This is a genomic window from Vreelandella lionensis (assembly GCF_044543515.1).
GTDB lineage: Bacteria > Pseudomonadota > Gammaproteobacteria > Pseudomonadales > Halomonadaceae > Vreelandella > Vreelandella lionensis.
The window spans coordinates 41276-67810 of record NZ_JBITWC010000012.1; the positions used below are offsets into that span (position 1 = coordinate 41276).

Sequence of the window (26535 nt, forward strand, 5' to 3'; positions counted from 1 at the left end):
CGTGGGCAGCCTGCTGCCGTTAATCGGCGTTGCACCGCTCAGCCAGCCCTTCGATATGATTACCATGCTGGGCTTTTTAATCCTGATGGGTACGGTGGTGAATAACCCCATTCTGGTGGTCGACCAGGCCAGACGGCGGCTGCATGACAAAACGCTCAGCGTTCAGGAGGCCGTATCACAGGCAGTACAAACCCGCCTGCGCCCCATCGCCATCACCACGCTGACCACCCTGTGCGGGCTCTCGCCGCTGGTCTTTTTGCCCGGCGAAGGTACCGAGCTGTATCGCGGCGTGGGGGCGATTGTGCTGTTTGGCCTGTTGGGTGCGGCGGTGGTCACGGTGACCTTCCTTCCCGCGCTGATGATCAGCGTACTCAAGATCACCGAGCGTCGTTCAGCCCGCTCGCGGGCATAAAAAACGCGGCCACCCATCGGCGGCCGCGTCTATTGCCTACTGACAGGATGTTTAGAAAGCGACGTTCAGGCCCAGCCACACCCGGCGGCCGTCATCCACATAGCCATACTCGTCGTAGGTGATGCGCTCATCAAACAGGTTGTAGATACCGGCGTTCAACGTGGCGCTGTTGTTGAGCTGATAGCCAATACCCGCATCCACGAAGGTGTAGGACGGCGCGACAATCGCGCTTTGCGACGGCCCGGTGGTGGGCTGGCTCTCTTCACCCCGGTAGCTCACTTTGGTCCACTGGCTAAGCCGTGCGTTCACGTCCCAATCCAGCGTGGCCGAGACCTGATGGCGAGGCAGCTGGGTCAGCGGCTCGCCAGCGTACTCGCCGCTTTTCTGTTCGGAATCGGTAAAGGTGTAGCTGGCGGTTAGCGCTAGCGTGTCGGTCAGCGGTGCGCCTAGGCTGGCCTCGACCCCTTGGGTCACTGCATCGTCGATATTGACGCGGTACGTGGGGTCACTGCCGAACTGGTTCGGGCCTGCATTGCAAATATCGATGGGGCAGGCGATACGGGTAATTTTGTCCTCGAAATCGTTATGGAACAGCGTGAGGCTGCCGTTCAGGCCTGCGTCGTTACCGTACAGCAAGGCGATCTCTTTGTTGAGCGAGGTTTCCGGCTCGAGATCCGGGTTGCCGTATACGTTACCGCCACGGCTGATTTGCCCCCAGTCCGGGGTAATTTCCCGCAGGTTGGGGGAACGGTAGCCGGTGGATACACCGCCTTTCAGCGTCCATTCAGGTGTCATGTTCCATACGCTGTAAAGGCGCGGGCTGAGGTGGCTGCCATAGTTGTCGTCATCGTCCAGGCGCAGCCCGCCGGTCAGTGCCCAGGCGTCTGTCAGCATCCACTCATCTTCCATAAACAGCGCCCACTGGCTGTTTTCAACCGCCGTACGGTCGGAGATTTGGTTGGTGGTGCCATCCTCCAGCGACTCCTCTTCCCAGCTCGCGCCGACGGTGAGCATGTGCATACCCAAGGGAATCACTGCGCTGGTTTTCGCGGTGGTGTTGGTAATCTCGATATCCCGCGCTTGGTTTTCGCTGCGCTCACGCTGTACGAAGGTTTCGCTGGTGCCCCAGTCGAAGCGGCCGCTATGGGTCAGCGCTACATGGCTATTGGTGTATTCACCGATACTGTCGGTGCAGCCGCCACGGCACCCTTCCGCAGGCGCCGAGCGCCCAACCAGCGAGCGGCGATCCTGCTCGGTGATCCCCGCTTCTGCAGTAAAGTCGTGGTTATCGCTGGCGGCCAGGCTTAGCCGTGCGGTCAGGCTTTGCAAGCTCTTCTCTTCGTAGCCGTTTTCAATATCGTCTTCGTCGCGTTCTGAGGTGCGGCCATACAGCTGCAGGCCTAAACGATCCGCCACCAGCGGCCCGCTTAGGTAGAAGTTGGCTTGGCGGCTGTCGCCGGAGGCGCTGTCTTCCTGCAGCACGGTATCAAGCTGGATATTGCCGTGCCAGCTATCCGCCACTTTGCGGGTAATCACATTGATCACCCCGCCGATGGCATCGGAGCCGTATAGGGTCGACATCGGCCCGCGCACCACCTCGATACGCTCGATGGCTTGCAGCGGCGGCAGCCAATCCTGTTCGAAGCCTGCGCTGCCGTTGGGTCGTGATTCGCGGGAGTTTTGTGGGCGGCCATCCACCAGAATCAGCGTGTATTGGGAGGGCATACCCCGAATGGAAATATCGTTGCCGTTATCGCCACGCCCGCCACCAGTGACGACCACGCCCGGTACGTCGCGCAGCGCATCGGTGACGTTTTGATAGTGACCACGCTCCAGCTCTTCGCGGGAGATGACGCTGATTGAGGCGGGCGCACTGCTAATTTGCTGCTCAAAGCCAGAAGCGGTGACCACGATATCGTTGAGCTGAGGCGTTTCTTGAGCCGCAACTGCCCCGCAGGCGAGAGATGAGATAGCGCTGGCCAGCAGCGTACGGCGCAAACGTAAAGACATAGCGGGTTCCTTTGAATTGAAAGAGCACTTATACTTAAATACGAATTATTAGCATTTGTATTTTTGCATACTCTTTGCACAAAGAGGCGGGACGGTGCGTTCAACCAACCGGAACACAAATGGCAATTATTTTCATTCAAACAATTAAGTGGCACAATGGCGTGACCTCGTTCCCCCAGTGGCCCCGACTATGTACGATTTTGATGAACTCGCCGCCTTTGCCGATGTGATGACCACCGGCAGCCTGACGCGCAGCGCACAGAAGCTCGGGCTTGCTAAATCCACGTTAAGCCGGCGCATTAGTCAGCTAGAAGCCCGGCTGAACCAGCCGCTGCTGCGCCGACAAGCCAACCGTCTTATCCCCACCGAAGCCGGTCTGTTATTTCAAAGTTACTGCACCGAACTGCTGGCCATGGCCGCCCATAGCCAAGAGGCGCTAGCAGAACTTCGCGAGGAGATCAGCGGTAAAGTGACGCTGGAGGTACACGGTGCGCTGGCCCGAGGCTGGATGGCGGGGGTGATGGATGCGTTTTTAACCCGCTACCCCAAGGTCGAGCTAACCTTGCACACCCGGGAAACGCCGCCTAGTAAAATGCACAGCAATAGCGTGCATATCTGGCTAGGCGCTACCCATGAGTGTGGCTTGAACCAAGAGCGCCTGGGGCACCTCACTCGTGGCTTATATGCCAGCCCCAACTATTTAGCCCGCGCGGGCACGCCGCACCACCCCAGCGAACTCGCTTCACATGCGTGGATTGACCTGTTGGATACCGCCTCTAGCGGCCTGCTGCTGCATCATGCCGAGCATTCTGACTACCTGTTTGATGCGCCCCGTTCACGGCTGCGGGTGGATCTGACGGTGCTACACATTGATGCCATTGCCTATGGCCAGGGCATTGGCCTGCTGCCCCACTGGGTGGTCGAGAAGCGTGAGTGCCATCACCCTGGCGATTTGGTGAACTGTTTGCCGGGCTGGGAGCCTGCCCCGCTCCCCATCACGCTGCTTTACGCTTACGGGCACCACTCCCGCCGGGTAAATGCGCTGCTTGAGTTTCTCCGCGAGCAAGTACCTGCTGCGTGGCAAACGCTTCCCGAGGCCACTCATGCCACCTAAGACATTCGCCTTGCCAGTTAGCCGCCTAATTACTGACAATAGGCAGCCGATGATCGTCAAGGAACGTTAATGCTCGCTGAACTCTTCGCCGTCATGGCGCCAGTGCTGGCCGGTGCCGGGCTGGGTTTTTTATGGGTACGCTTAGGGCAACCCTACCCCGTCGATTTTATTACGCGTTTGGTATTCAACATTGGTACCCCTGCGCTGGTACTGGCGTCGCTCTCTGGTGCCAACATTGATGCCGGCACCTTTGGGCAGATGATGCTGGCCACCGCGCTGGTCATTATCAGCATGGGGGCAGCCAGCTTTGCCGTGGCCAAACTGCTGCGTCGAGATTGGCGGGTACTGATCGCGCCGATGATGTATCCCAACACGGGCAATATGGGGCTGCCTGTCGTGCTTTACGCTTTCGGCAGCGCAGGTTTTGCTTACGGTATTACGGTGATGGTGACGGTATCGCTGTTTCAGTTCACCTTAGGAGCCGTGCTCAGCAGTAGCGGAAGCCCGATTAAAACGCTGATTAAAACCCCTACGGTTTATGCCATCTTAATTTCCATGACCCTGCTGTTGACCGACACGCCGCTCCCGCTATGGATGGCCAACACCGTTGATTTAATGTCTGGGTTCACAGTACCGCTGATGCTCATCACCCTCGGTGTGTCGCTCGCTAGTATTCAGGTGAAAAGCTTACGCTCAGGGGTTGGCTTTAGCTTGATCCGTATCCCTCTGGCCGCCGCTGCCGCTTGGTTTATTTCTGGTTGGCTTGGCTTACCGCCGCTGGCGCAGAGCATTTTGGTGGTGCAAATGTGCATGCCCGTGGCGGTATTCAACTATCTGTTTGCCCAGCGCGCCCGGCGCGAACCCGCTTATGTGGCCAGTTTAGTCTTCTGCTCAACGCTCATGGCGCTGATCTATTTACCGGTACTGTTGGCACTGTTGATGTAGCGCCGGGGAACCCCCGCCCGCTTACGGCAGTCACTGCTAGACTTAGACTCTGATCCAGCGCTAACAGAGGACACTCGATGCCAACTCGACACGCTATGCCCAATCGATATGTCGGCCCCCTGATGACTCCACGCCGTTCACTGCGTTTACAGGCTAAACGCTGGGTGGCTCCTTCCCTGGTGGGGCTGCTGCTTGCCAGCACTGCCCAGGCAGAGGTGGTTCATTATGCCCTGGAAACCGACCACTTCGCGATTACCATTGAGCGTGTGGCCGATGGCTTTGCGAACCCGTGGGCGGTGGCGTTTCTTCCCGATGGTCGCTACTTGGTGAGCGAGCGCAGCGGTGAGTTAAATCTCGTTGACTCTGACGGGCAAACGCAAGTGCTTGAAGGCATGCCCCAAGTGAGCCAGAACGGCCAAGGTGGCCTGCTGGATGTGGCGCTGCACCCTGAGTTTGGCGATGGCGAGCACGATTGGATCTACTTTACCTGGAGCAAGCCTGAGGGCGATAACAGCCGTTCAGCGCTCTCCCGCGTTAAGTGGAAAGGGGATTCGTTAGGCGACGTTGAGCACCTTTTCGAGCAGGATCGCGCCTCCTCTCCCGGTCGACACTACGGCTCCCGTTTGGCATGGCTCAAAGATGGCACGCTGCTGATGAGCATCGGAGACCGCGGCGTAGACCCTTCTCGCGCTCAGGCCAGCGATGACCACGCAGGCTCTACCCTTCGGCTCACCGAGACCGAAGAGGCCCCTGGCGATAATCCCTTTGTGGATGACGACGATACACTGGATGAAATTTACACCATGGGCAATCGCAACATTCAGGGCATGACCGTTCTCAGCAATGGTGAACCTTGGGCCACCGAGCACGGCCCGCGAACGGGTGATGAGCTGAATCAGATTGTGCCTGGCAATAACTACGGCTGGCCGGAGGTGAGTTTAGGCAATGACTACAGCACCAACGAGCCGATAGGCGTTGAATCTAAGCCTGGCATGGTTGACCCGGTGTATCGCTTTGATGGGCGCTTTGCCCCCTCAGGTCTTGCCGAGGTGACTAGCGATGCCTTTGAGCCCTGGCAAGGAAGCCTGCTGGCGGGTGGTCTGGGCAGCCAAAAGCTGCTGCGCCTTACCCTTGAAGAGGGTCAAGTGGCCGATGAAGAGCTGATTTTAGAAGGTGAGATCGGCCGTATTCGCGATGTGCGCCAAGGGCCAGATGAAGCGATTTATTTGCTAACCGACGGCGGCCAAGGCAGCCTTTACCGCCTAACACCCAGCGAGCGCTAACGTTAAGCCACCATCAGGAAGCACGATGCGATTACGTAACCTCATCATCTTAACGGTCATCGTGCCGCTTTTCGTTATCCTGGTGGTCTTTAGCCTGGTGGCGATTAAATCGCTGGAAGATAACGTTCGCTCCAAGCTGCAAACCGAGGTGGAGATTATCACCCGCGCGCTCAGCACCTCGCTGAGCTACGCGGTGGCTCGAGACAGCGCCACGCCGCTAGAAGAGGCGCTGCAGTCGGCGTTTTCGTTTCACCGCATCTACGGGGCCTACGTATTCGATACCCAAGGCCGTGAGGTATACGGCCTTGGGCTGGGTAAAGATCTGTTCACACCAGAAGAGATTCAGCAGGTCATCGAGCGCGACGACCTGCACAGCAGCTACCGACAACAGGAAGGTTGGACCTACTACTCTGCTCTCACGCCGCTACGTACCCAAGATGGCACTGTGCAAGGGGTGCTGCAGGTCAACCGACTCAATACCGGCATTGAGAATTACACCGGGTTTATCAGCATTGTGGCCGTGCTGGTCTTCGTGATTGGCGCGGCAGGCATTGTGTTTAGCATTTGGTGGGGGTTTCGCCACTATATCGAGCGGCCGCTAAACCGTCTGTTGCGCGTCATGCTGCTAGTGGAAGATGGCGACCGCAGCCAACGGGCCACAGTAGACGGCCCGACGGAGTATCGCCGTTTAGCGTCGGGCCTGAACGGCATGCTGGACGCCATGGCCGAAAAAGATCGTGATATCGATGCTCGCCAGCGGCGAGAAATCGAGCTGGAAAAACGCCTGCGCAAATCGAAAAAGCTGGCAGAGCTTGGCGTGCTGGCCGCCGGGGTGGCCCACGAAATTGGCGCACCGCTGACAGTCATCAACGGCCAGGCCCAGCGGTTGGCCCGCAGGGATACGATTGGCGACGACGAGCGTGCTAGGCTTGGCCGGATTCGCGGCGAGGTAGAGCGAATCGTCGAAATTGTCCGCCAACTGATGGAATTAGGCCGACAACATAACGTGGAGAAAGGACACCAAGCCCTTGACCAGCTTATCATTAGTGCCAGCGAGCTAGTCGAGGAGGAGCTGGAACCACGAAATATCTATCTGGATATTGATCTTCCGTCCCCTCCCCCCCATTTATTAGTTAACGGTCAACAAATTGTGCAGGTGCTGACCAACTTATTACGCAACGCCGCCCAAGCCCCGGACGTTAGCCATATTCGTGTTCGCGCCCAGGCGCACAGCGACGAGCTTACGGTATGGGTCGAAGACAACGGGCCAGGCATACCGACTTCGCATCATCATCAAGTGTTCGACCCCTTTTTCACCACCAAGCCGGTGGGCCAGGGCAGCGGCTTGGGACTATCGATGGTGCACCGCATTATTAACGACCACGGCGGGACGATTGGCGTATTTGACAGCGCGCTTGGCGGCGCTGGATTTGAAATTACGCTTCCCCTTAGTGAAACCGCATCCGCTTGAGGACGACGTTTGTGACCCATCAGGAACACCTTTTACCGTTATTGGTGGTGGAAGATGACGCCGCTATACGTGAGTTATTAGAGGAAGAGCTCAACGACGCGGGCTACGACACATTGGGTGTCCCCAGCGCAGAAGAGGCCATTGCCCTGCTGAGCCACACGCCGGTGGCCATGATGATTACCGATGTACGGCTACCCGGCATGACCGGTATTCAACTACTTCAGCAGCTACGCCAGAGTGGCAGCGAGCTAGGCATTATTGTGATCACCGCGTTTGGCACGATTGACCAGGCGGTAGAAGCTCTCAAACTGGGCGCGGACGATTTTTTGACCAAGCCTCTTGATTTAGATGCCATCCGCGAAGCCGTTTTTCGCGTACTGGAGCGACAGCGTTTGTCCCTTTCCCATGATACTGAACTCAGTCACTTCCACGGTATTGTGGGTAAAAGCCATGCGATGCAGTCGCTGTTTCACGATGCTTCTCGATTAGCGAAAAGCGATGCGCCTATTTTGATCCTGGGCGAAAGCGGCACGGGTAAAGAGTTGCTGGCCCGCGCCATTCACCAAGAGAGTAGCCGCCACGATGCGCCTTTCGTTCCCGTTAACTGCGCCAGCATTCCTGCCGACTTGATGGAGAGCGAATTTTTTGGCCACGTGAAAGGCGCCTTTACCGGCGCTAACGAGGCCCGTAAAGGCCTGTTTCACAGCGCCCAGGGCGGCAGCCTGTTTCTCGATGAGATTGGCGAAATGCCGATCAATCTGCAGGCCAAGCTACTACGCGCCCTGCAAGAGAAAACCGTTCGCCCGGTAGGCGGCGAGCGTGAGGAACCAGTAGATGTACGCATTATTGCCGCAACCCACCGCCACCTGGAAAAAGAGATTGAGCAGGAGAACTTTCGCAGTGACTTGTTCTACCGCTTAGAGACATTCTCACTGCGCATTCCACCGCTACGCGAGCGCGGCACGGATATCGAACACTTGGTGTTCGCACTGATTGATAAGCACGCAGAAGCCCAAGGCAAACAGATCGAACAGATCGAGCCAGAGGCGCTCAATAGCCTGCTGAACTACACCTACCCTGGTAATGTGCGTGAGCTGGAAAACGCAATTATGCGCGCGGTAACGCTCAGCGAAGCGGGCGTACTGCAGCATCAGGATTTACCTGAGCGCCTGCGCGAACAGTCTAGCCAGCAAAAAAGCAGTGCCGACAGCACCCCAACGCTAAGCGGCGAGGTGCTACCCGGCACGCAGATTCCTGCCCCGGCGCCTGCCCGTTGGCCAAGCCTAGAAGAGGTAGAAAAACGCTATATCCGTAAGGTGCTGGAGGCAACGGGAGGTAACAAACGACGCACGGCTGAGGTGCTAGGCATTGCGCGTCGCACACTTTACCGCCGCTTGGAAGATAGTGAAGAGTAACAGCATTGTGCCGGTCGCCGTTGAGCGACCGGCAGCCCTTGCATTTAATCCGTTACGCCATCGCCGGGCGCTTCTCGGGTAGCCTGCCCGTCATTTGACATTGGCCCGGTGTCCATTGGCTCTTGGGGCTCATCGGGTTGTAGCTCCTCAGACTCCGTGGTGGGCGATTCTGCATCACCACAGCCAGACAGTACACCTGCCATCAATAGTGCACTAAACAGCAGTGCCATCCACCGCGTATTGTTTAATCGTGACATCATGTCGTTCTCCTTCCTTGATAATGGGCTATCGCAGCGCGCCATGATGACGCCTGCTTACCTAACCTTAGCGGCTGCCCGCCAACTTGCAAAAACAAGTACCACTACTTTGGTTAGAAAGATTTGGTGAGCAAAAAAAGCCCCCGCGGGCGCGGGGGCGAAAGGATGATAAACCGTGTGGAGCAGCCGCAGGGAACAGACAGCTGGGTCGGCTTACCATCGTAGGGAGCGTCGACGGCTATTGGCCGTTAGTCATCTCGTCATCTTCATTGCCACTGGTGGCGTCCTCTGCGGCGGACTCATCTGCACCGGGCATCGGGTCGGTGCCTTCACCAAACCCAGGATTCTCTTCAGGGTCAGCCTCTGTTTGCGACCCATTTGTCATCGGCTCTTGAGCGGTCGCTGAATCTTCACCCAAACCTGGGTCACTGCTCATTGGCTCATCAGCCATCTCAGGCTCATTCTCAGCCGTCGGAGCTTGACCCGTTGAGTTCGTCGCATCCTGCTCCATAGTTTCAGTTTCAGGCTGCTGTGCTGGGGGCATTTTCTCTTCACCGTTACCGCAGCCCGCAAGAGCCAAGGTACCAACGGTTGCCGCTAACATGCAGAGCGTCAAAATACGTGGACGCTTATTCATCTGGCTAGCTTGCTTATCCATAAGGTTACCTCCATTTTCATCTGTATTGCTTACCAAGACACCTTCACAGATCATGCCAATGTTGCCAAAAAATATTTTAATCATCTAAAAACAAAAGCTTAATATAAAATCGAAACAGCTCAACAATGTCATGATAGGGTCATGGGCGGGGGTTCAAAATGGCACATGTGGCGTAATATGGCCTGGCTGGCGGGAGCGTTGTGACACATCCCGCCCATTTATGTATAATAATTTTTAATAATTTATTAAACATAACCTAATCTTCTACTTATGAACCGTTTTGTGTCGCTGCTTGCAGGGAGCACGTAAATGCCGCAGGTAAGCGCATTGAGTAACGACACAAGGCTGCTCATTCAATCAAAAGGCACCGCTGATGGACGAGACACGCCCTGTCAAAATTCAGGTACGCGGCTTGAGCAAGGTATTTGGCAAGCAACCCAAAAAAGCCCTTGAGCTACGCGACCAAGGCCTTAAGCGCCCCGAAATTCTTGAGAAAACAGGCCAAACCTTAGGCCTATCCGATATCTCCTTCGATGTCTACGAAGGTGAATTGCTGGTGATTATGGGCCTATCCGGCTCAGGCAAGTCCACCCTGATTCGCTGCTTGAACCGTCTGATCGATACCACCGAAGGTGAGATTATTATCGATGGGGAAAACATTCCTACATTGGGTGAAAAGGCCCTGCTGGAGTGCCGCCGTCGCCACTTTTCGATGGTTTTCCAAAACTTCGCCCTGTTCCCCCATCGCACGGTTCAACAGAACGCCGAGTTCGGCCTGGAAATTCGCGGTGTCGAAAAATCGGAGCGCCAGTCGATTGCTCATAACGCGCTGAAGCAAGTGGGCTTAGAAGGCTGGGAAGACGCATACCCCAATCAACTATCAGGTGGTATGCAGCAACGCGTTGGGCTTGCTCGCGCCCTGGCGAACGATGCCAGCGTGCTCTTAATGGACGAGGCGTTCTCCGCCCTCGACCCGCTGATCCGTAAGGATATGCAGCAAGAGCTACTGCAGCTGCAAACCAAAATGCAGAAGACCACTGTCTTCATCACCCACGACCTGGATGAAGCGCTCAATATCGGCGACCGTATCGTGCTGCTAAAAGATGGTGAAGTCGTACAAATTGGCACTCCAGAAGAGATTCTGACCAAGCCCGCCGATGACTACGTCCGCCGCTTTATTGAAGGGGTGGACCGCTCGCGCATTTTGACCGCCGAGAGCGCCATGCGCCCAGTGCGCACCACCGCACGGGACAGCGACGGCCCGCGCACGGCGCTGCACCGTATGCGCGATCACAGCATTGACTCCATCTACGTCACTGACCGTGACCGTCAGTTGTTAGGCCTGCTGGAAGCGGACGCTGCCAGCCGTGCCATCGAGGCAAAAGCCGAGACCATTACCGACCATCTGACTCAAGATTTCCGCAAAGTGCCGCCAGACGAGCCGCTGCAAAACCTCTTCGCCATGTTTAGCGAAAAGAGCTACCCGATTGCGGTGGTGGATGAGCAGCAGCGCCTGCTGGGCGTAGTGGTAAAAGGCGCGGTCTTGGATGAACTGGCACGAGCAGGAGAGCAGTAATGGAGATAGCACGTATTCCTTTAGGTAGCTGGATCGAAAGCGGCCTGACGTGGCTGACAAGTGAATATTCGGTGGTTACCCGCGGCATTTCCCGCGTGACACAGACAGGGATCAACAGCCTCAACGATGGCCTAATGTGGCTACCCGAGTGGGCACTGCTGGCGATTATTGCACTGCTTTGCTGGAAGCTGGCCAGCACCCGTTTAGCGATTGGCGCCGTTGCCGGGTTGGCTTTGATCTGGAACCTAGGGCTTTGGAACCCGATGATCGAGACGCTGACGTTGGTGGTGATTGCCACGCTCGTCGCAGTAGTCATCGCCCTGCCTGTGGGAATTGCCGCCGCGCTATCCGAGCGGCTCTACCGGGTGATCATGCCGGTGCTGGACTTTATGCAGACCATGCCAGCGTTTGTGTATCTGATCCCTGCCATTCCGTTCTTTGGCATTGGATCGGTCTCGGCCATTTTCGCCACGGTCATTTTCTCCATGCCACCCGCGATTCGCTTTACCACTCTAGGTATTCGTCAAGTGCCGGTGGAGCTAATTGAAGCCGCCGATGCCTATGGCGCCACGCGTGGTCAAAAGCTGTTCAAGGTACAGCTGCCGCTCTCGCTACCGACGGTGATGGCTGGTATCAACCAGACTATTATGCTGGCACTCTCGATGGTGGTCATCGCCGCCATGATCGGTGCAGACGGCCTGGGCAGCGAAGTGTGGCGTGCCATTCAGCGCCTGCGCCCTGGCGATGGCTTCGAAGCGGGTATCGCCGTGGTTATCCTAGCCATGCTGCTAGACCGCTTGACCCAGTCGCTGCGCAAATCGCGCCGCTCATAGCCGCTCTCGGCGCTGCGTTGACCATGGCACTTGATCCACCCGTGATGAGTGACCATGCTGAAAGCGCCGACAGGTAATTTACGTTAAATCAAAAAGCGCTATTTTATACCGCAGTGGCGAGCGCCACTGCTCACCAACAGGGAGCAAGTGAATGAAAACTCGTACGTTGAATCACCGCATCCGTCTCGCCTCATTAGCCCTCGTCGCTGGCACAGGTCTCACTGCCGGTAGCATGGCTCACGCTCAAGACCAAGGCACGGTTAATCTGGCCTATGTAGAGTGGTCTTCTGAGGTCGCTTCCACCAACGTTATTGCCGCTGTACTAGAGCAGGCGGGGTTTGAAGTTGAGCTGACCTCGCTGTCTGCTGCGGCGATGTTCCAAGCGCTCTCCACTGGCGATGCCGATGCGATCGTCGCCGCTTGGCTGCCCACCACTCACGCTGATTACATGGAGCGTGTCGGTGCCAACACCGAAGACCTGGGCGCCAACCTCGATGGCACCAAACTGGGCTTAGTGGTTCCCGAGTACACTGATGTGGACTCCATTGCCGACTTAAACGACAACGCCGACAGCTTTAACGGCGAGATCATCGGTATTGACCCCGGTGCAGGCCTGATGGCACTCACCGAAGAGGTTGTGGATACCTATGACCTCGGGCTGGATCTGCGTAGTGGCAGCGGTGCCACCATGACAGCGGCACTGGCTAGCGCTATCCAAAACGAAGAGGACGTGGTCGTTACCGGCTGGACACCTCACTGGATGTTTGCTCGCTTCGACCTGAAATACCTTGAAGACCCGGAAAACGTCTACGGCGGTGCCGAGCAGATCCATACTGTTGTACGTAGCGGCTTAGAAGACGATATGCCGGAAGCGTACGCTATCCTGGATGCGTTTGAGTGGACACCCGAGCAGATGGGTGAGGTCATGCTGATGAACCAGGAAGATGGCAGCGACCCCTACGAAAACGCCAAACAGTGGGTAGAAGAGAACCAAGATGTGGTTGAGCAGTGGCTCAATAGCTAAGCCCTCTACCTAAGCGTTAAACAACAGAGGGCTAAGGCCCTCTGTTGTCGTTGTAAACGTAGTGCTTTTTCGTGGTAATGTTCGCGCGCGTTGAATAAAGATTAAGCAACGTTTGCTATTGTTAGCTGTGTAACGCACGCCTGCTTCCGCACCCTTTGATGTTCAGTGGCCTACCGCTGTTCTAAAACGGTGCGTTTAGCGGTTTCTGTTCGACATAGAGAGGCTCCCGTGGATAACCCTGACTCTAAGCGTCCCGCTGAAGAGCCGGTTTCAGAAGGCATCCCCGCCCCTGATGGTCCGGCTAACCTGATCGATACCGACTACGTGATCGGTCAGGACAATATTACTACCAGTGCGATGGGCTTTAACCTTGATCTACATGGCAAGGTATTTACCATTTCTGCGCTCGTGGTGTTGCTATTTGTAGTGCTAACCCTAGCACTGCAAGATGCGATTTCACCGGTTTACGACGCCATTTTTGGTTTCTTAACCGGTAATCTGGCTTGGTTCTTTATCCTGGCCGCCAATATCTTCGTCATTCTGTGCCTGGGCTTGATTGTCTCGCCGTTAGGTAAAATCCGCATTGGCGGGGCAGATGCCAAGCCAGATTTTACCTATACCGGCTGGTTCTCCATGCTGTTTGCCGCTGGCATGGGTATTGGCCTGATGTTCTTCGGCGTTAACGAGCCGCTGACCCACTTTGGCACCTCCTTAGATGGTGGCGATTGGGCACCGCTAGCAGGCGCTGAAGGCGATGCCGCAGGTGCTGCTGCGCTGGGCATGGCCGCGACGATCTTCCACTGGGGTCTGCACCCGTGGGCGATTTACGCCGTGGTGGCGCTGTCACTGGCGCTATTCTCGTTCAACAAAGGCTTGCCGCTCTCCATGCGTTCCGTGTTTTACCCGCTGCTGGGTGAGCGCGTATGGGGCTGGCCGGGTCACTTGATCGATATTCTGGCGGTCTTCGCCACGCTGTTTGGTCTAGCCACGTCGCTGGGCTTAGGTGCTACTCAGGCGGCCGCTGGTTTAACTTACCTGTTTGGCGCGCCGGAAAGCGACATCACGATGATTCTGCTGATCATCGGCATCACCATGATCGCTATCTGCTCAATTATTGCCGGGGTCGATAAAGGCGTTCAGCTACTGTCGAAAATCAACATTGCGATGGCTGCCGCGCTGCTGTTCTTCGTGATCGGTGTTGGCCCGACGCTGCTAATTGCCACCGGCTTCTTCGAGAACCTGGTGAACTATGTGGTTCATCTGCCAGCGCTGTCGAACCCGTTTGGCCGTGAAGACGCGAACTTCAGCCAAGGCTGGACGGCCTTCTACTGGGCGTGGTGGATCTCCTGGTCCCCGTACGTCGGTATGTTTATCGCGCGGGTATCCCGTGGCCGTACCGTCCGTGAATTCCTGATCTCCGTACTAATCGTACCGTCTGTTGTATCGGTACTCTGGATGACCACCTTCGGTGGTACCGCGATTGACCAGTACGTCAGCCAAGGTATTGAGGCCGTTCGCGATGCAGGCGTCGATCTGCAGCTGTTTATCATGCTAGAGCAACTGCCGCTGTCACAGATCACTTCGTTCCTTGCCATTGTGCTGGTCATCGTGTTCTTCGTGACCTCGTCGGACTCCGGCTCATTGGTGATTGACTCCATCACCGCAGGCGGCAAGGTGGATGCACCGAAACCTCAGCGCGTGTTCTGGGCGATCATCGAAGGCGCGATTGCCATTGCACTGCTGCTGGGTGGCGGTTTGACCGCGCTGCAGACCATGGCCGTGTCGACCGGGTTCCCGTTCACCATCATTCTGCTAGTGGCGTGTTACGCTATTATCAAAGGCTTGATGAGCGAACCCAAAGCTGTGTAAAGCACTCCTTTATCTCGGCAAGACACAAACGGGCAGCCCTTGGGCTGCCCGTTTGCATGTTAGGACGGTGAAATAAATCCAGGCGTTAGCACCACAGCGCTTTTAGCGGCGTCTCGGGCGTATAACGATTGGCAATTTGAGCCTGTAGCAATTCGGCGGTGGCCAACGCATCGACTAGCGCATGATGCCCTTGGTAAGCAGGTAAGCCGTAGCGCTCACGACTGGCGTTAAGACGAATCGACACCGGTGGCCGACCTAGCCAACGGCGAAAGCGCGCCCAGAGGGTTTGCCGGTGTAAGCGCGCTTCCAATGACATCGTATCAATCATCGGAAACAGCACCCCCTCACCCCGCCGCGCTTTCACCGCTGCATCAAGAAAGGGCCGCTCAATATTGCGAAAGTGAACCACCACTACCCGCCCTGCCAACTCCGCTAACAGTTCATCCAGCACGCCGTCCAGGTCTGGCGCATCGGCAATTTCAGAGTGCGTGATGTGGTGGTAAGCAATCGACGCTTCATCCAGCGGCCTGGGCGGCTTCACGACCCAGTAACGGCGCTGAGCCATGGGAATACGCCCCAGCGTAAACGGCACGACACCAATGCTGACAATCGCATGGCGGCGCTCATCTAGCCCAGTGGTTTCCATATCCAGCGCCACCATGGGCACTTCTGACAAGGGCGTATCAGGATCGGGCATGGGCGTGTTGAAAAAGCGCTTCAACATCTCATCTTGAGCTCGCTCAGCGCGGGCTTCCATATAACTCGCCCAGTCGGCCTGAGTAACTTTTTGGCGCGGTCGTATGCCGTGCATATCAGCGCCCCTGCCGTTGGGTGGGAACGGGATAGCGGAACTTCAAAAACTTCTGGGCATTGCTCAGCACCTGAAAAGCGTCTTTCAGGGTATGGCGTTCGCTATCTTCCACGTTTTCGGGCTCGATGTTGTTATCCGGCTCACGCTCCTCCTGCAGGTCGATCATTTGATGGCGTATCCGCGACATGCACAAAAACTCGAACGCATAGTTCAGCTTGTCGCTGACACCGGTCGCCAGCAGCTGGGTTTTGCTGATGTCGTCCAAGCGCTGGAAGGAGTTTTGCGCTTTGGAACCGCAGGCCAATGCATGCACGCGAATCAAATCCACCATCGGTGCCGTTCCGCGCCGCTTTAGGTTGATGGAGTTGTTGTGCTTGCCATCTTTTTCCATCACGAAGGTGCGGAAGAACCCCAAAGGCGGCGTGCGATTAAGCGCATTACGCGCCATCGCCGCCAGGAACAGCGGCGACTTGGGAGCGGTTTGGGCAATCAAATCCTGCAACGTTTCAACGAACAGGTCTTCCCCATAGATGCTATCCAGATCAAAAAATATCGAGCTGTGCAGCAGCTTCTCGGGCGTTGGGTTCGCCATCCAGTCATGGAAGTAGCGTTTCCATACCGACAGCGGCTGACGCCACTGGCGATTGATCGCCATCACATCGCCCTTGCAATAGGTGTAGCCACAGGCGGCCAGACCATCGCTCACAAACGCCGCCAAGGCATGGAAGTACTCGTCATGCTCTTCGGGGACGAAGTCATCAGAGAGAATCAGCGCATTATCCTGGTCGGTGACGATGCTCTGCTCATTACGCGCCATGGAGCCATTGACCATATAGCAATAAGGCACTGGCGGCGGCCCGAGGGTATCTTCTGCCAGCTCCAGCAACCGGCGAGTGAAGCTACGCCCAATCGTGGAGAGCGCGCTGCCCACCATTTGCGAGTTCGCGCCCTCCTGCACCATGCGTACAAATGCCGCTCGAACATCCGGCGCAAGCTTGGCGAGCCCCTGGGCACTGGACTGGTTGAAAATATTGCTGACCAGATAAAGTCCGCTGTGGGTTTCATAGCGAATAATATCGGAAAGGTGCACGACCCCCACCGGGCGCTGGCGGTAAAGCACCGGCAGATGGTGAACGTTGCTACGCAGCATGGTTAGCATCGCTTCATACACTGTGGCATCTGATTGAATGGTAATCAGCCGCTCAGAAATCACATCGCCAATGGCCGTGGTGGGCGATAGGCCTTCGGCCACTACCCGCGTGCGGAAATCGCTGTCGGTGAGGATGCCGCACATCTGCCAGGTTTTGCCTTCACTATCCTGGAAGCTGTAGCGGGGGTTATCGCTACCTTCATTAATCACCAGCACCGCAGAGGCCTGGGCATCGCTAATCTGCTTGGCCGCCTGTTGTACGCTGGTGGTGGATTCGACCATCACCGGGTAACGGGTGACCAGCTTACGAATACGGGTCACCATCATGTCGTTAGACTTCTTCTGCTGCTCGGCGGCGGTCTCTAGCCGCGGGCGCTCCAGCTCAACGAAATCAGCGAAGTCGTCATCTTCCTCGCACAGGCGCTGAAACACTGCATCGGGGATAAAATAAATCAGCGTATCTTCAATGGCTTTGGCGGGAAAACGCACCTTATGGTTACGCAGCAGGCTAAAGTGGCCAAAGATATCCCCCTCGCCTAGGCGATTATAGAGCTCCCCTTGGCGGCGATAGACTTCAACTGCGCCACTGCGAATGTAGCAAAGCTCATTCAGCGTATCGTTAAGTGTCAGGATATCGCTATCCGTTTTGAAGTAGCTGACCTCTACCTGCTCGGCAATCGCGTCCAGCAGCTCATCCGATAAACCATCAAACGGGGGAAACTGCCCCATATGCTGACGTATTTCTAATAGCTCAACGTCCATACGCTCTCCTGCTGGGCGCTTTGTCTCTTTAGCTGGCTATCCGGCAGCCAATCCTGGGCTAAGTTTGTCTTGAACAACCAATATCGACAACCCTTCGGGAATGAAAGCGTAGTGATAAATAATGGTGACTAATAAAAAAGCCCAGCGCGGTGGCGCTGGGCTTTGATCGGCTGGCGGCGTGTCGGATACTTCGCACGTTAAGGAAAATCTGTCACTATCCGCATAGCCTTAGATGAATCACTTAAGAAATGGCGCTTATGACTGGTTAGCCATCTCTTGAACGCGCTGCATCATCTCTGGGTCTTGCTGAATTGATTGACCAATTGCATTGAAGGTATCGACATCCAAACCGCTGTCTTCAACAACTTCAATCATGCGGTCGTTAGCTTCAGCGCGAACTTCCTGTTGAGCGGTTTCGTCTTCTGCTTCCTGCAGACGCTGTGTGTACTCTTGTGAGATCACGGCGATTTCTTGAGAAGCATCGGCGAACTGCTGTAGCTGCTGATCAGAAAAGTCCTGAGCCGGGGCTTGCTGAGTAGCCATCGGGTCTTGTGCCGGTTCTTCGGCTTGCTGCGCCTGGGCAGTGCCAGCCAGAAGACCAGTGGCGAGAAGAGCAGCAGAGAACAAAGCAGTCATACGTTGCATAGTAAGAAACCTCATTGGCGCGTTATGAATGTGCCCAGTGTGACGCGCCGTTCGGGCGCAGGTTCAATCTTTTATGTAAAACCAAGTAACAAAAAGAACAAAACGTAAGTTATTCACGCAGCAACTCATGCTGCTATAGGAGAATTATGTCTAGTATTTTCAATGCTTTAAAAGAAAAAGACGCCGCCTCTCTCGGGCTTGCCGCCATGCCTGGTATCTTCGTTCTTTTATGGAGCACGGGCTTTATCGGCGCAAAATTTGGCCTCCCTTACGCCGAGCCATTCACCTTCTTATTTATCCGTTTTGTACTCACGCTAATGCTACTGATTCCACTGACGTGGCTGATGCGTATTTCCTGGCCTTCATCACCCAGGTTATGGAAACACATTGCGGTATCGGGTTTGCTGGTCCATGGCACCTATTTAGGGGGTGTGTTTTACGGCATTTATTTGGGCATGCCAGCGGGCTTGGCCGCTCTGCTCGTCGGCCTTCAGCCGCTATTAACGGCCGCCTGTGCTGGCCCACTGCTAGGCGAACGGCTCACTAAACAGCAGTGGCTAGGCCTATTATTGGGCTTAATCGGCATTAGCTTGGTATTAGGCAGTAAATTGGAGCTGGGCAGTACCCTGTTTAGCGGTTTTGGTGCAGGGGCACTGATTAGCGTGATGGCAGCGCTGGCAGGTATTTCCCTCGGCACGCTGTATCAAAAGCGCTACTGCACCAGTATGCCCTTGCTGTCCGGCGCGGTGATTCAGTACATGGCAGCTGGTGTGCTCTTAGGGTTTGGCGCACTGCTGTTTGAAAGCCGGGAAGTTGAGTGGAGTATGACGTTTATTCTAACGCTTGGCTGGCTCGTGCTGATTCTATCAATTGCCGCTATCCTGCTATTGATGGCCTTGATAAAGAAGGGGGAGGCTTCCCGCGTGGCGAGTCTCTTTTATCTTGTGCCTCCGGTCACCGCGCTACAGGCGTGGTGGCTTTTTGATGAGCGCTTACCGCTCCTTGGCTTAGCAGGTATGGTAATCGCCATTGCCGGTGTGGTCATGGTGGTGCGCCCTTCAAAGACATAACTCATACGATAATGATGAAAATTCCAGGGCTTGGAAAAAAATGACTGCACAACCTCACTGCGCCAGGGTAAACGGCGTTTGCAATCGCTGTGATACGCCGGTTCCCTTCGCGTTTACGATGGCTTTTCAACCGATAGTAGATGTGACTCAGCGGCAGGTGGTTTATTACGAAGCATTAGTGCGTGGCATAAACGGAGAGTCGGCCTTTTCGATCCTCAATCAAGTGACCGATGAGCTAATGTACCGCTTTGATCAAGCTTGTCGGGTAAAGGCAATCGAACTTGCCAGTGAACTAGGCATGACTGAACGGCTTTCGATTAACTTTCTGCCTAATGCTGTGTACGAGCCGGAAGCCTGCATTCAATCGACGCTAGAGACATCACGCCGGGTCGGCTGGCCAACTGAGCGGCTCAATTTTGAAATTACTGAAACCGAGCGCGTAGTGGATCGTGCCCATATGCGCTCAATTATCGACAGCTATCGCCGTATGGGCTTTACCACGTCGCTGGATGATTTCGGCAACGGCTACGCGAACTTGGACCTACTGACGGACCTTCGCCCCGATACGCTAAAAATCGACCGCGAACTGGTGATGGAATGCGATAGCAATAGCCGCCGCCAAGCCATTCTGAAAAGCATGGTGGCACTGGCCCGCACCCTGGGCACCCAGCTAGTGGCGGAGGGTGTCGAGACCCGTGAAGAGTCGCGCTGCCTGTTGGCGCTGGGTATTGCCGTGCAACAAGGCTATTACTTTGCCCGCCCAGAGGTGGGCAAACTGCCCACCGTGGCGCTGGAAAAGTATGACTAGAAAAACCTATGGTTCGTTAGTTGTGAACGATTAAAGCCGTTCAAGATAGGAAGTGCCGCCTAAATTACGCATTTGCTGGCGAATCCATTGGCTGCGACGCTCTACCTGGGCGTCGGGCCTAGAGGCACTGCGATTACGAGGATTGGGTAAAATGGCGGCTAGCAGGCTTGCCTGCCTCTCGGTCAATGCACTTCCTGAGGCACCGAAATAGTGGTTAGCCGCGGCTTCTAAACCGAAAACGCCGGTATCCCACTCCGCCACGTTGAGATATACCTCTAGTATCCGCTGTTTGCCCCATAGCGTTTCAATCAAGAGGGTAAACCACGCTTCCAGCCCTTTGCGTACCCAGCTACGCCCGCTCCATAAAAACACGTTTTTGGCGGTTTGCTGGCTCAGGGTGCTGGCACCGCGCAGCCGCTCACCGTCTCGGCTCGCTTCCCAGGCGCGACGCATCTCCACAAAATCAAACCCACGGTGCTGAGGAAAACGCTGATCCTCGGCGGAAATCACCGCCAGTTTGGCATTGCTGGATAAATTTTCCCAACTGCGCCACTGGCGCTGAATATCTATCGGTTCGCTGTTTATCCAGCTTTGCACCTTGCGCTCAACCATCACCATAGAGCCCGGCGGCGGCACAAAGCGAAATAGCAGCACCAGGGCAACGGAGAGCACCACGAACCCGAGCGCACCACGCCAGATAAGACGCCATAACAGACGAAGAAAGCGGCGCAGCGCGCGATTGAGCATCTCGGAATCCTTAGCGTTTCATGAGGTGTTCCGCATGATAGCGCAAATGGTCCTCAATGAACGAGGCGATAAAGAAGTAGCTGTGGTCATAACCTGGCTGACGACGCAGCGTCAGCGGGTGGTCATGCTCTTCACACACGGCTTCCAAACGCTCGGGCATCAGCTGCTCTTCCAAGAACTGGTCCGCTTCGCCTTGGTCGATAAACAGCCGCTGGCGGGAAGCACCGTTGGCCACTAGCTCGCAGGCGTCGTACTGGCGCCAGCGGGACTGGTCATCACCCAGATAGCTGGTGAACGCTTTTTGCCCCCAGGGGCAGTTCATGGGGTTCACAATCGGCGCAAAGGCGGAGACCGAACGGAACCGGCCAGGATGGCGCAGGGCAAGAATCAGCGCCCCATGGCCGCCCATGGAGTGACCGCTGATAGATTCGCGTCCATTAACGGGGAAGTGCTGGCGCACCACCGACGGTAACTCTTCAATCACGTAATCGTACATACGGTAGTTGGATTTCCACGGCGCCTGGGTGGCGTTCACGTAGAAACCCGCCCCGGAGCCAAGGTCATAGCTATCGTGCTCGCCGGGGAGATCGGTGCCACGCGGGCTGGTATCCGGACAGACAATCGCCACGCCTAATTCGGCGGCAATGCGGTGCGCGCCAGCCTTCTGCATAAAGTTTTCGTCGTTGCAGGTCAGACCCGATAGCCACCATAACAGCGGAACACGCTCGTTTTCTGCCTGGGGTGGCAGGTACACGGCGAAGACCATGTCGCAATCCAGCGCCCGGGAGTAGTGGCGGTAGCGCTTGTGCCAACCGCCGCAGCTGCGGTTGGCCGACACCAGTTCTAAAGTTTCACTCATGCTCATGGGGCAGGCTCCTTCAGAAGATGAAAACGCGGCGGGTCTCCCCTACCGCGTTCGTTTATCCGGTTTCTTTCGCTAGATGATACTCAGTAATGCAGGACGGTACGAATGCTCTTGCCTTCATGGAGCAGATCGAAAGCTTCGTTGATCTTCTCAAACGGCATATCGTGGGTGATAAAGTCGTCGATGTTGAGCTCGCCATTCATATAGCGATCCACGTAGCCCGGCAGCTCGCTACGGCCTTTCACACCACCGAACGCCGAGCCTTTCCAAACGCGGCCTGTCACCAGCTGGAAGGGACGGGTTGAGATCTCTTCGCCTGCGCCTGCCACGCCGATAATGATCGATTCACCCCAGCCTTTGTGGCAGCACTCAAGCGCTGAACGCATCACGTTGACGTTGCCGATACACTCAAACGAGTAGTCGACGCCGCCATCGGTCATGTCAACGATGACCTGCTGGATCGGGTCACTGTAATCTTTGGGGTTGACGAAATCAGTCGCGCCGAACTGCTTGGCCAGCGCAAATTTGTCCGGGTTGACATCAATCGCGATGATTTTAGAAGCTTTCGCCATCACCGCCCCCTGAATGACCGCCAAGCCAATGGCACCCAAGCCGAACACGGCAACGGTAGAGCCGGGCTCTACTTTCGCGGTATTCATAACGGCACCAATACCCGTGGTAACACCGCAGCCCAGCAGGCAGATTTTATCCATCGGCGCTTCTTTGGAGACCACCGCCAGCGATACTTCCGGCAACACGGTGTACTCACTAAACGTGGAGGTGCCCATGTAGTGGTGCAGCATTTTGCCGTCTAGCGAGAAGCGTGACGTGCCGTCTGGCATGACACCTTTACCTTGGGTCGCACGTACGCTACCACAGAGGTTGGTTTTACCTGAGAGGCAGAATTTACACTTGCCGCACTCGGCGGTGTATAGCGGAATAACGTGGTCGCCAGGTTTCACGCTGGTAACACCTTCGCCCACTTCTTGAACAACGCCCGCGCCCTCGTGACCCAGTACGGCGGGGAAGTTGCCCTCAGGGTCGGCACCGGACAGCGTATAGGCGTCTGTGTGACACACGCTGGTGGCGGCCATTTTCACCAGCACTTCTCCCGCCTTCGGGCCTTCAACATCAATCTCAACCAGCTCAAGCGGCTTACCCGCTTCTAATGCAACCGCAGCACGTGATTTCATAATAGCTCCTACTTATATGGCAGCGAGCGAGCACGCATTAACGTGCCCGCTAAAGATGATGGGTTACTCGCTATCGCTACTGACAGGCCCAAACTCGATGGGCAGCCAGCGGTAGCCCTCTGAGTCTTCAACAATATGGCCAATGCCTGGGAACGGCATATGCGCACCAGCCACCCAGTACTTATCGGCTACCGCGCTTTCCAGCACGGCTTGGCGGGTGCTTGCGGCCTGCTCCGGGTCAGAGTCAAACTCAATCGTGACGCTGGGATCCGCAAACTGTACGCCGTAGTTGTGTACGACATCGCCCCACACCAACATCGAGTCGTCATCGCTATTGAGCATGAAGCTGGCATGACCCGGCGTATGGCCATGGGTGTCTTGCGCCACGATGCCCATTAATAGCTCATCGCCCTGCTCAAAGGGGCTGAAACGATCTGATTCTTGATAGGGTGCCACGGCGTCTTGCGCCATAGTGAAGAAGGCGCGCTGCTCTTCCGGCAGCGCCTGAGAGCGCTCTTTGTCCAGCCAGAAGTCAGCATCGTCTTGGCTCGCCCGAAGTTCCGCATTAGGGTAGATCGCATCGCCATTTTCGTCTGCAAGGCCACATACGTGATCTGGATGCAGGTGGGTCATCAAAATCGTATCGACATCTTCAGGCGCGTAGCCGGAAGCGCGTAAATTCTTCTCCACTTGGCCCAAGGTCGGGCCGAAACAAGCCGATGAACCTGCATCCACCAGCACTAAGTTCTCGCCGGTGTGCACCAGAAAAGCGTTCACGGCAGTTTGCACACCGCTTTCGGCATCAATAAACAGCGCGTCGAGATGACGCAGAATCTCGTCTTGCTCCATACCGGATAACAGCGATGTATCCAGCGTCGTATAGCCGTCATACAGTGCCGTTACTTCGTACTCACCTACCATCATCCTGAACCAGCCGGACGCCTGTTCCTGCTGCTGGGCAGGCAGTTCTGCCTGTGCAGCGGCTACCCAACCGGCGCTGACGGCCGCCACTAAGGCAAGACGAGACCAGCGTGCAGAGATCATCGACATAAGCAAGACACTCCATTGATGCGCTAAAGAGACTTGCAGTGTAGGTCAGCTGGGCGAAGGTGATAAAGCGGGATACACTCACAAGATTATTGCCATTGGGCAACAATCTAACGTTTTATAAGGAAATATATGCAGCGTTGGGACCGTATTGAAGCCTTCGTCGAGGTCGTCAGGCTGGGTACTTTTTCCGCCGCCGCTCGGCATCTGAAAGTCTCTACCTCTCACATCAGCCGCTTGGTCAGCCAGTTGGAGAATCAACTAGGCGTACAACTGCTCTATCGCACCACGCGGCAGATTCGATTAACCGATGCTGGGGCGCTCTATGTGGAGCACTGCCGCCATCTATTTGACGGGCTACGGGACGCCGAGCAGGCGATTAGCGAATTACAGGCAAGTCCTCACGGGCTTTTGAAACTTACCTCGGCCACCACCTTCGGCGAGCGCTATATTGCGCCGCTGGTGAATGACTTCCAGCGCCTGCATCCGCAGTTGGAGGTACATATGCACTTCACTAACCGCCCAGTAGAGTTGATTGAAGAGGGTTACGATATTGCTATCCGGATGGGAGTTCTAAAGGATTCCAGCCTGATTGCCAGAAGGCTCTGCGAACGGCGGGAGTATGTGGTGGGGTCGCAAGCCTATTTTCGCCAAGCTCCCAGACCCCACACCCTTTCAGAACTGAGCCAGCATCGCTGCTTGATCGGCTCTCGCCCCAACTGGCTTTTTGAAGTCAACGGCCAGCGCCGCGAGGTGAAGGTAGAAGGGTGTTGGAGCGGCAACTCCGGACCCGCCCTGCTGGATGCGGCGCTAAAGGGGCTTGGGCTAGCCCAACTGCCGGATTACTACGTGGCTCCTTATCTTGCCAGCGGCGAGCTGGTGCCGGTACTAGAGCCTTTTCAACACAACGATACAGCGGTCTGGGCGGTGTATCCTCGCCATCGACACCTGTCGCCGAAAATTCGCCAGTTGGTGGACTACTTGGTGGCGAATATTGCCACCACCCTACCCGTCACTTAACACTCAATCGCGTTGACCGCGAGGCCGCCTTTAGAGGTCTCTTTGTACTTATCCTGCATATCGCGACCAGTATCGCGCATGGTGCGAATCACTTTATCCAGCGAGACAAAGTGGTCACCGTCGCCGTGAAGCGCCATGCGCGCGGCGTTGATCGCTTTCACCGAGGCAATGGCGTTGCGCTCAATACAGGGCACCTGCACCAACCCCGCAACCGGGTCGCAGGTGAGCCCTAAGTTATGTTCTAGGCCAATTTCCGCGGCGTTTTCTACCTGCTTGGGCGTACCGCCCAACACTTCGGCAAGCCCAGCGGCTGCCATGGCACAGGCCGACCCCACCTCCCCTTGGCACCCCACTTCCGCACCGGAAATTGAAGCGTTCTTTTTGCATAGAATGCCCATAGCACCGGCGGTCAGCAAAAAATTCACTACATCGGCATCGCAGGCATCGGGCTCAAATTTCAAATAATAAGCCAGCACGGCGGGCACAATGCCCGCGGCGCCGTTGGTAGGCGCGGTCACCATCCGCTTACCGGCGGCATTTTCTTCGTTCACCGCTAGCGCAAACAAGTTGACCCAGTCCATCACGGTGAAACTGGTCACAATCAGGCGCTGATTGGCGGGCGGCGAGAGCAGTTGCTGATGCAGTGAGTGGGCGCGACGGCGGACATTTAAGCCGCCCGGTAGGCGCCCAGTGGCCTCCAGGCCATTTTCAATACTCTGGCGCATGGCGTGCCAAATGGTGAGTAATTCGTCACGTATCGCGGCTTCGCTGCGCCAGGCTTTCTCGTTTTCTAACATCAGCTCGCTGATGCTCAGGCCGTGCTGCTGGCACAGTGTCAGTAGCTCATTTGCCGACTCAAAGGGGTAAGGCAGCGCTGTTTTGTCTTCATCCAGCCCACCCCGGTCAGCGCAGGCCTGATCCACATAAAATCCACCGCCCAAAGAGTAATAGGTGTTCGTACTGATCACCGTATCGCCTTGATACGCCGTGAGGACCATGGCGTTAGGATGAAACGGCAGGCAGGCCTCATCCCATTCGATATCTCGTGCGCGCTGAAACGCTAGCGCTTGGCCGTTGGGCAGCCTCAATGGCTCGCTGTTATCCAATGCGGCTAAGCGTTCGGCGATGGTATCAAGGTCAACCGCCTCTGGAGTCTCGCCCATCAACCCCATCACCACGGCATTATCAGTGCCGTGACCGACACCAGTCGCTGCCAGCGAGCCGTGCAGCCTTACCACAACACGGCTGACCTTGGGCGCTGTCAGCGCCATGACGAAATCCCGCGCTGCCCGCATGGGTCCAACGGTATGTGAGCTGGATGGGCCAATACCAATCCGAAACAGATCAAAGACGCTAATTGCCATAAAAGTGCCTGCCCCTAGAGGTAATTATTACGCTTGTAGCGCTACTTTGTAGCCTAACCGGCTAGCCGTCGAGAAATTCTCAGCAAGTTAGACGTGCGAGCATAGAAAGGTGACGATATAATGAACATTCATTCCTGCATGTTTGTTTGCCTCCCGTAACATTTTATCTCCGATAAGGACATTGGT

Annotated in this window: 24 protein-coding genes; 13 read left to right on the forward strand and 11 right to left on the reverse strand. The window is 56.1% G+C overall.

The window, feature by feature from the left end:
• The first annotated feature begins 1 nt into the window (after position 1).
• Positions 2-412: an efflux RND transporter permease subunit gene (locus ACIGG6_RS09225; protein WP_399844058.1), complete on the forward strand. Its 411-nt coding sequence runs from the start codon at positions 2-4 to the stop codon at positions 410-412.
• 51 nt (positions 413-463) lie between these two features.
• Here ACIGG6_RS09225 and ACIGG6_RS09230 read toward each other — a convergent pair whose 3' ends face one another.
• Positions 464-2422, reverse strand: a complete 1959-nt coding sequence (locus tag ACIGG6_RS09230; protein ID WP_399844060.1) for a ligand-gated channel protein — start codon at positions 2420-2422, stop codon at positions 464-466.
• A gap of 190 nt (positions 2423-2612) precedes the next feature.
• Here ACIGG6_RS09230 and ACIGG6_RS09235 point away from each other — a divergent pair, with 190 nt between their 5' ends.
• The 5 genes from ACIGG6_RS09235 to ACIGG6_RS09255 all read left to right on the forward strand — a co-directional run bounded on the left by ACIGG6_RS09235 (position 2613) and on the right by ACIGG6_RS09255 (position 8650).
• Positions 2613-3536, forward strand: coding sequence for a LysR family transcriptional regulator (locus ACIGG6_RS09235; RefSeq protein ID WP_399844062.1), 924 nt, complete (start codon positions 2613-2615; stop codon positions 3534-3536).
• A 69-nt stretch (positions 3537-3605) separates the two neighbouring features.
• On the forward strand, positions 3606-4481 hold the full coding sequence (locus ACIGG6_RS09240) for an AEC family transporter (protein ID WP_289099950.1): 876 nt from the start codon (positions 3606-3608) through the stop codon (positions 4479-4481).
• Between the two features lie 122 nt (positions 4482-4603).
• Complete coding sequence (locus ACIGG6_RS09245; protein WP_399844149.1) at positions 4604-5764, forward strand: PQQ-dependent sugar dehydrogenase; 1161 nt, start codon at positions 4604-4606, stop codon at positions 5762-5764.
• Positions 5765-5789: 25 nt separating this feature from the next.
• Positions 5790-7235, forward strand: coding sequence for a sensor histidine kinase (locus tag ACIGG6_RS09250; RefSeq protein WP_399844065.1), 1446 nt, complete (start codon positions 5790-5792; stop codon positions 7233-7235).
• An 11-nt stretch (positions 7236-7246) separates the two neighbouring features.
• Positions 7247-8650, forward strand: coding sequence for a sigma-54-dependent transcriptional regulator (locus ACIGG6_RS09255; RefSeq protein ID WP_399844067.1), 1404 nt, complete (start codon positions 7247-7249; stop codon positions 8648-8650).
• A gap of 44 nt (positions 8651-8694) precedes the next feature.
• On the opposite strand, the gene ACIGG6_RS09260 is transcribed toward ACIGG6_RS09255, so the two are convergent.
• A complete protein-coding gene (locus ACIGG6_RS09260; RefSeq protein ID WP_253501442.1) occupies positions 8695-8910 on the reverse strand; it encodes a hypothetical protein in 216 nt (71 codons plus the stop codon).
• 235 nt (positions 8911-9145) lie between these two features.
• A complete protein-coding gene (locus ACIGG6_RS09265; RefSeq protein WP_399844069.1) occupies positions 9146-9565 on the reverse strand; it encodes a hypothetical protein in 420 nt (139 codons plus the stop codon).
• A 373-nt stretch (positions 9566-9938) separates the two neighbouring features.
• Here ACIGG6_RS09265 and ACIGG6_RS09270 point away from each other — a divergent pair, with 373 nt between their 5' ends.
• The 4 genes from ACIGG6_RS09270 (at position 9939) to ACIGG6_RS09285 (ending at position 14867) form a co-directional block, all read left to right on the forward strand.
• Positions 9939-11141, forward strand: a complete 1203-nt coding sequence (locus tag ACIGG6_RS09270; RefSeq protein ID WP_399844070.1) for a glycine betaine/L-proline ABC transporter ATP-binding protein — start codon at positions 9939-9941, stop codon at positions 11139-11141.
• Positions 11141-11974, forward strand: coding sequence for an ABC transporter permease (locus tag ACIGG6_RS09275; RefSeq protein ID WP_253501433.1), 834 nt, complete (start codon positions 11141-11143; stop codon positions 11972-11974). The genes ACIGG6_RS09270 and ACIGG6_RS09275 overlap by 1 nt, the downstream gene beginning before the upstream one ends.
• 151 nt (positions 11975-12125) lie before the next feature.
• Positions 12126-12998: a glycine betaine ABC transporter substrate-binding protein gene (locus ACIGG6_RS09280; RefSeq protein ID WP_399844071.1), complete on the forward strand. Its 873-nt coding sequence runs from the start codon at positions 12126-12128 to the stop codon at positions 12996-12998.
• Positions 12999-13226: 228 nt separating this feature from the next.
• Positions 13227-14867, forward strand: coding sequence for a BCCT family transporter (locus ACIGG6_RS09285; protein ID WP_399844073.1), 1641 nt, complete (start codon positions 13227-13229; stop codon positions 14865-14867).
• Positions 14868-14952: 85 nt separating this feature from the next.
• On the opposite strand, the gene ACIGG6_RS09290 is transcribed toward ACIGG6_RS09285, so the two are convergent.
• From ACIGG6_RS09290 to ACIGG6_RS09300, 3 genes are all read right to left on the reverse strand, one after another.
• Positions 14953-15678: a 3'-5' exonuclease gene (locus ACIGG6_RS09290; RefSeq protein ID WP_399844075.1), complete on the reverse strand. Its 726-nt coding sequence runs from the start codon at positions 15676-15678 to the stop codon at positions 14953-14955.
• Position 15679: 1 nt separating this feature from the next.
• Positions 15680-17590 carry a DUF294 nucleotidyltransferase-like domain-containing protein gene (locus ACIGG6_RS09295; protein ID WP_399844076.1) on the reverse strand — a complete coding sequence of 637 codons (1911 nt, stop codon included), beginning with the start codon at positions 17588-17590 and terminating at the stop codon, positions 15680-15682.
• A gap of 255 nt (positions 17591-17845) precedes the next feature.
• Positions 17846-18235, reverse strand: coding sequence for a DUF4168 domain-containing protein (locus ACIGG6_RS09300; protein WP_253501418.1), 390 nt, complete (start codon positions 18233-18235; stop codon positions 17846-17848).
• Between the two features lie 146 nt (positions 18236-18381).
• Between ACIGG6_RS09300 and ACIGG6_RS09305 the strand changes: the two genes are divergently transcribed.
• Positions 18382-19305 (forward strand): DMT family transporter, encoded by a 924-nt coding sequence (locus ACIGG6_RS09305; RefSeq protein WP_253501415.1) that lies wholly within the window; start codon positions 18382-18384, stop codon positions 19303-19305.
• 40 nt (positions 19306-19345) lie between these two features.
• Complete coding sequence (locus ACIGG6_RS09310; RefSeq protein ID WP_451923649.1) at positions 19346-20113, forward strand: EAL domain-containing protein; 768 nt, start codon at positions 19346-19348, stop codon at positions 20111-20113.
• 30 nt (positions 20114-20143) lie between these two features.
• Here ACIGG6_RS09310 and mtgA read toward each other — a convergent pair whose 3' ends face one another.
• The 4 genes from mtgA to ACIGG6_RS09330 all read right to left on the reverse strand — a co-directional run bounded on the left by mtgA (position 20144) and on the right by ACIGG6_RS09330 (position 23968).
• Positions 20144-20860 (reverse strand): monofunctional biosynthetic peptidoglycan transglycosylase, encoded by a 717-nt coding sequence (gene mtgA / locus ACIGG6_RS09315; RefSeq protein WP_253501409.1) that lies wholly within the window; start codon positions 20858-20860, stop codon positions 20144-20146.
• A gap of 10 nt (positions 20861-20870) precedes the next feature.
• Positions 20871-21725, reverse strand: a complete 855-nt coding sequence (gene fghA, locus ACIGG6_RS09320; protein ID WP_188639165.1) for an S-formylglutathione hydrolase — start codon at positions 21723-21725, stop codon at positions 20871-20873.
• A gap of 83 nt (positions 21726-21808) precedes the next feature.
• The gene (locus ACIGG6_RS09325) at positions 21809-22918 is read right to left on the reverse strand and encodes an S-(hydroxymethyl)glutathione dehydrogenase/class III alcohol dehydrogenase (RefSeq protein WP_253501406.1); all 1110 of its coding nucleotides are present in this window, start codon (positions 22916-22918) and stop codon (positions 21809-21811) included.
• 63 nt (positions 22919-22981) lie between these two features.
• The gene (locus ACIGG6_RS09330; RefSeq protein WP_399844081.1) at positions 22982-23968 is read right to left on the reverse strand and encodes an MBL fold metallo-hydrolase; all 987 of its coding nucleotides are present in this window, start codon (positions 23966-23968) and stop codon (positions 22982-22984) included.
• A gap of 129 nt (positions 23969-24097) precedes the next feature.
• On the opposite strand from ACIGG6_RS09330, the gene ACIGG6_RS09335 reads away from it, so the two are divergent.
• Positions 24098-24985: a LysR family transcriptional regulator gene (locus tag ACIGG6_RS09335; RefSeq protein ID WP_399844082.1), complete on the forward strand. Its 888-nt coding sequence runs from the start codon at positions 24098-24100 to the stop codon at positions 24983-24985.
• On the opposite strand, the gene ACIGG6_RS09340 is transcribed toward ACIGG6_RS09335, so the two are convergent.
• Complete coding sequence (locus ACIGG6_RS09340; protein WP_399844084.1) at positions 24982-26349, reverse strand: L-serine ammonia-lyase; 1368 nt, start codon at positions 26347-26349, stop codon at positions 24982-24984. The two genes, ACIGG6_RS09335 and ACIGG6_RS09340, sit on opposite strands and share 4 nt — an antisense overlap.
• Positions 26350-26535: the final 186 nt, after the last annotated feature.

Bases quoted from the DNA above. Each gene is read 5' to 3' on its own strand.
- ACIGG6_RS09300 (WP_253501418.1), bottom strand. From the start codon at position 18,235: ATGCAACGTATGACTGCTTTGTTCTCTGCTGCTCTTCTCGCCACTGGT.
- ACIGG6_RS09265 (WP_399844069.1), bottom strand. From the start codon at position 9,565: ATGGATAAGCAAGCTAGCCAGATGAATAAGCGTCCACGTATTTTGACG.
- ACIGG6_RS09305 (WP_253501415.1), top strand. From the start codon at position 18,382: ATGTCTAGTATTTTCAATGCTTTAAAAGAAAAAGACGCCGCCTCTCTC.
- ACIGG6_RS09260 (WP_253501442.1), bottom strand. From the start codon at position 8,910: ATGATGTCACGATTAAACAATACGCGGTGGATGGCACTGCTGTTTAGT.
- ACIGG6_RS09330 (WP_399844081.1), bottom strand. From the start codon at position 23,968: ATGTCGATGATCTCTGCACGCTGGTCTCGTCTTGCCTTAGTGGCGGCC.
- ACIGG6_RS09295 (WP_399844076.1), bottom strand. From the start codon at position 17,590: ATGGACGTTGAGCTATTAGAAATACGTCAGCATATGGGGCAGTTTCCC.
- mtgA (WP_253501409.1), bottom strand. From the start codon at position 20,860: ATGCTCAATCGCGCGCTGCGCCGCTTTCTTCGTCTGTTATGGCGTCTT.
- ACIGG6_RS09325 (WP_253501406.1), bottom strand. From the start codon at position 22,918: ATGAAATCACGTGCTGCGGTTGCATTAGAAGCGGGTAAGCCGCTTGAG.
- ACIGG6_RS09340 (WP_399844084.1), bottom strand. From the start codon at position 26,349: ATGGCAATTAGCGTCTTTGATCTGTTTCGGATTGGTATTGGCCCATCC.
- ACIGG6_RS09280 (WP_399844071.1), top strand. From the start codon at position 12,126: ATGAAAACTCGTACGTTGAATCACCGCATCCGTCTCGCCTCATTAGCC.
- ACIGG6_RS09290 (WP_399844075.1), bottom strand. From the start codon at position 15,678: ATGCACGGCATACGACCGCGCCAAAAAGTTACTCAGGCCGACTGGGCG.
- ACIGG6_RS09235 (WP_399844062.1), top strand. From the start codon at position 2,613: ATGTACGATTTTGATGAACTCGCCGCCTTTGCCGATGTGATGACCACC.
- ACIGG6_RS09335 (WP_399844082.1), top strand. From the start codon at position 24,098: ATGCAGCGTTGGGACCGTATTGAAGCCTTCGTCGAGGTCGTCAGGCTG.
- ACIGG6_RS09250 (WP_399844065.1), top strand. From the start codon at position 5,790: ATGCGATTACGTAACCTCATCATCTTAACGGTCATCGTGCCGCTTTTC.
- ACIGG6_RS09245 (WP_399844149.1), top strand. From the start codon at position 4,604: ATGACTCCACGCCGTTCACTGCGTTTACAGGCTAAACGCTGGGTGGCT.
- ACIGG6_RS09275 (WP_253501433.1), top strand. From the start codon at position 11,141: ATGGAGATAGCACGTATTCCTTTAGGTAGCTGGATCGAAAGCGGCCTG.
- ACIGG6_RS09230 (WP_399844060.1), bottom strand. From the start codon at position 2,422: ATGTCTTTACGTTTGCGCCGTACGCTGCTGGCCAGCGCTATCTCATCT.
- ACIGG6_RS09270 (WP_399844070.1), top strand. From the start codon at position 9,939: ATGGACGAGACACGCCCTGTCAAAATTCAGGTACGCGGCTTGAGCAAG.
- ACIGG6_RS09240 (WP_289099950.1), top strand. From the start codon at position 3,606: ATGCTCGCTGAACTCTTCGCCGTCATGGCGCCAGTGCTGGCCGGTGCC.
- ACIGG6_RS09310 (WP_451923649.1), top strand. From the start codon at position 19,346: ATGACTGCACAACCTCACTGCGCCAGGGTAAACGGCGTTTGCAATCGC.
- fghA (WP_188639165.1), bottom strand. From the start codon at position 21,725: ATGAGCATGAGTGAAACTTTAGAACTGGTGTCGGCCAACCGCAGCTGC.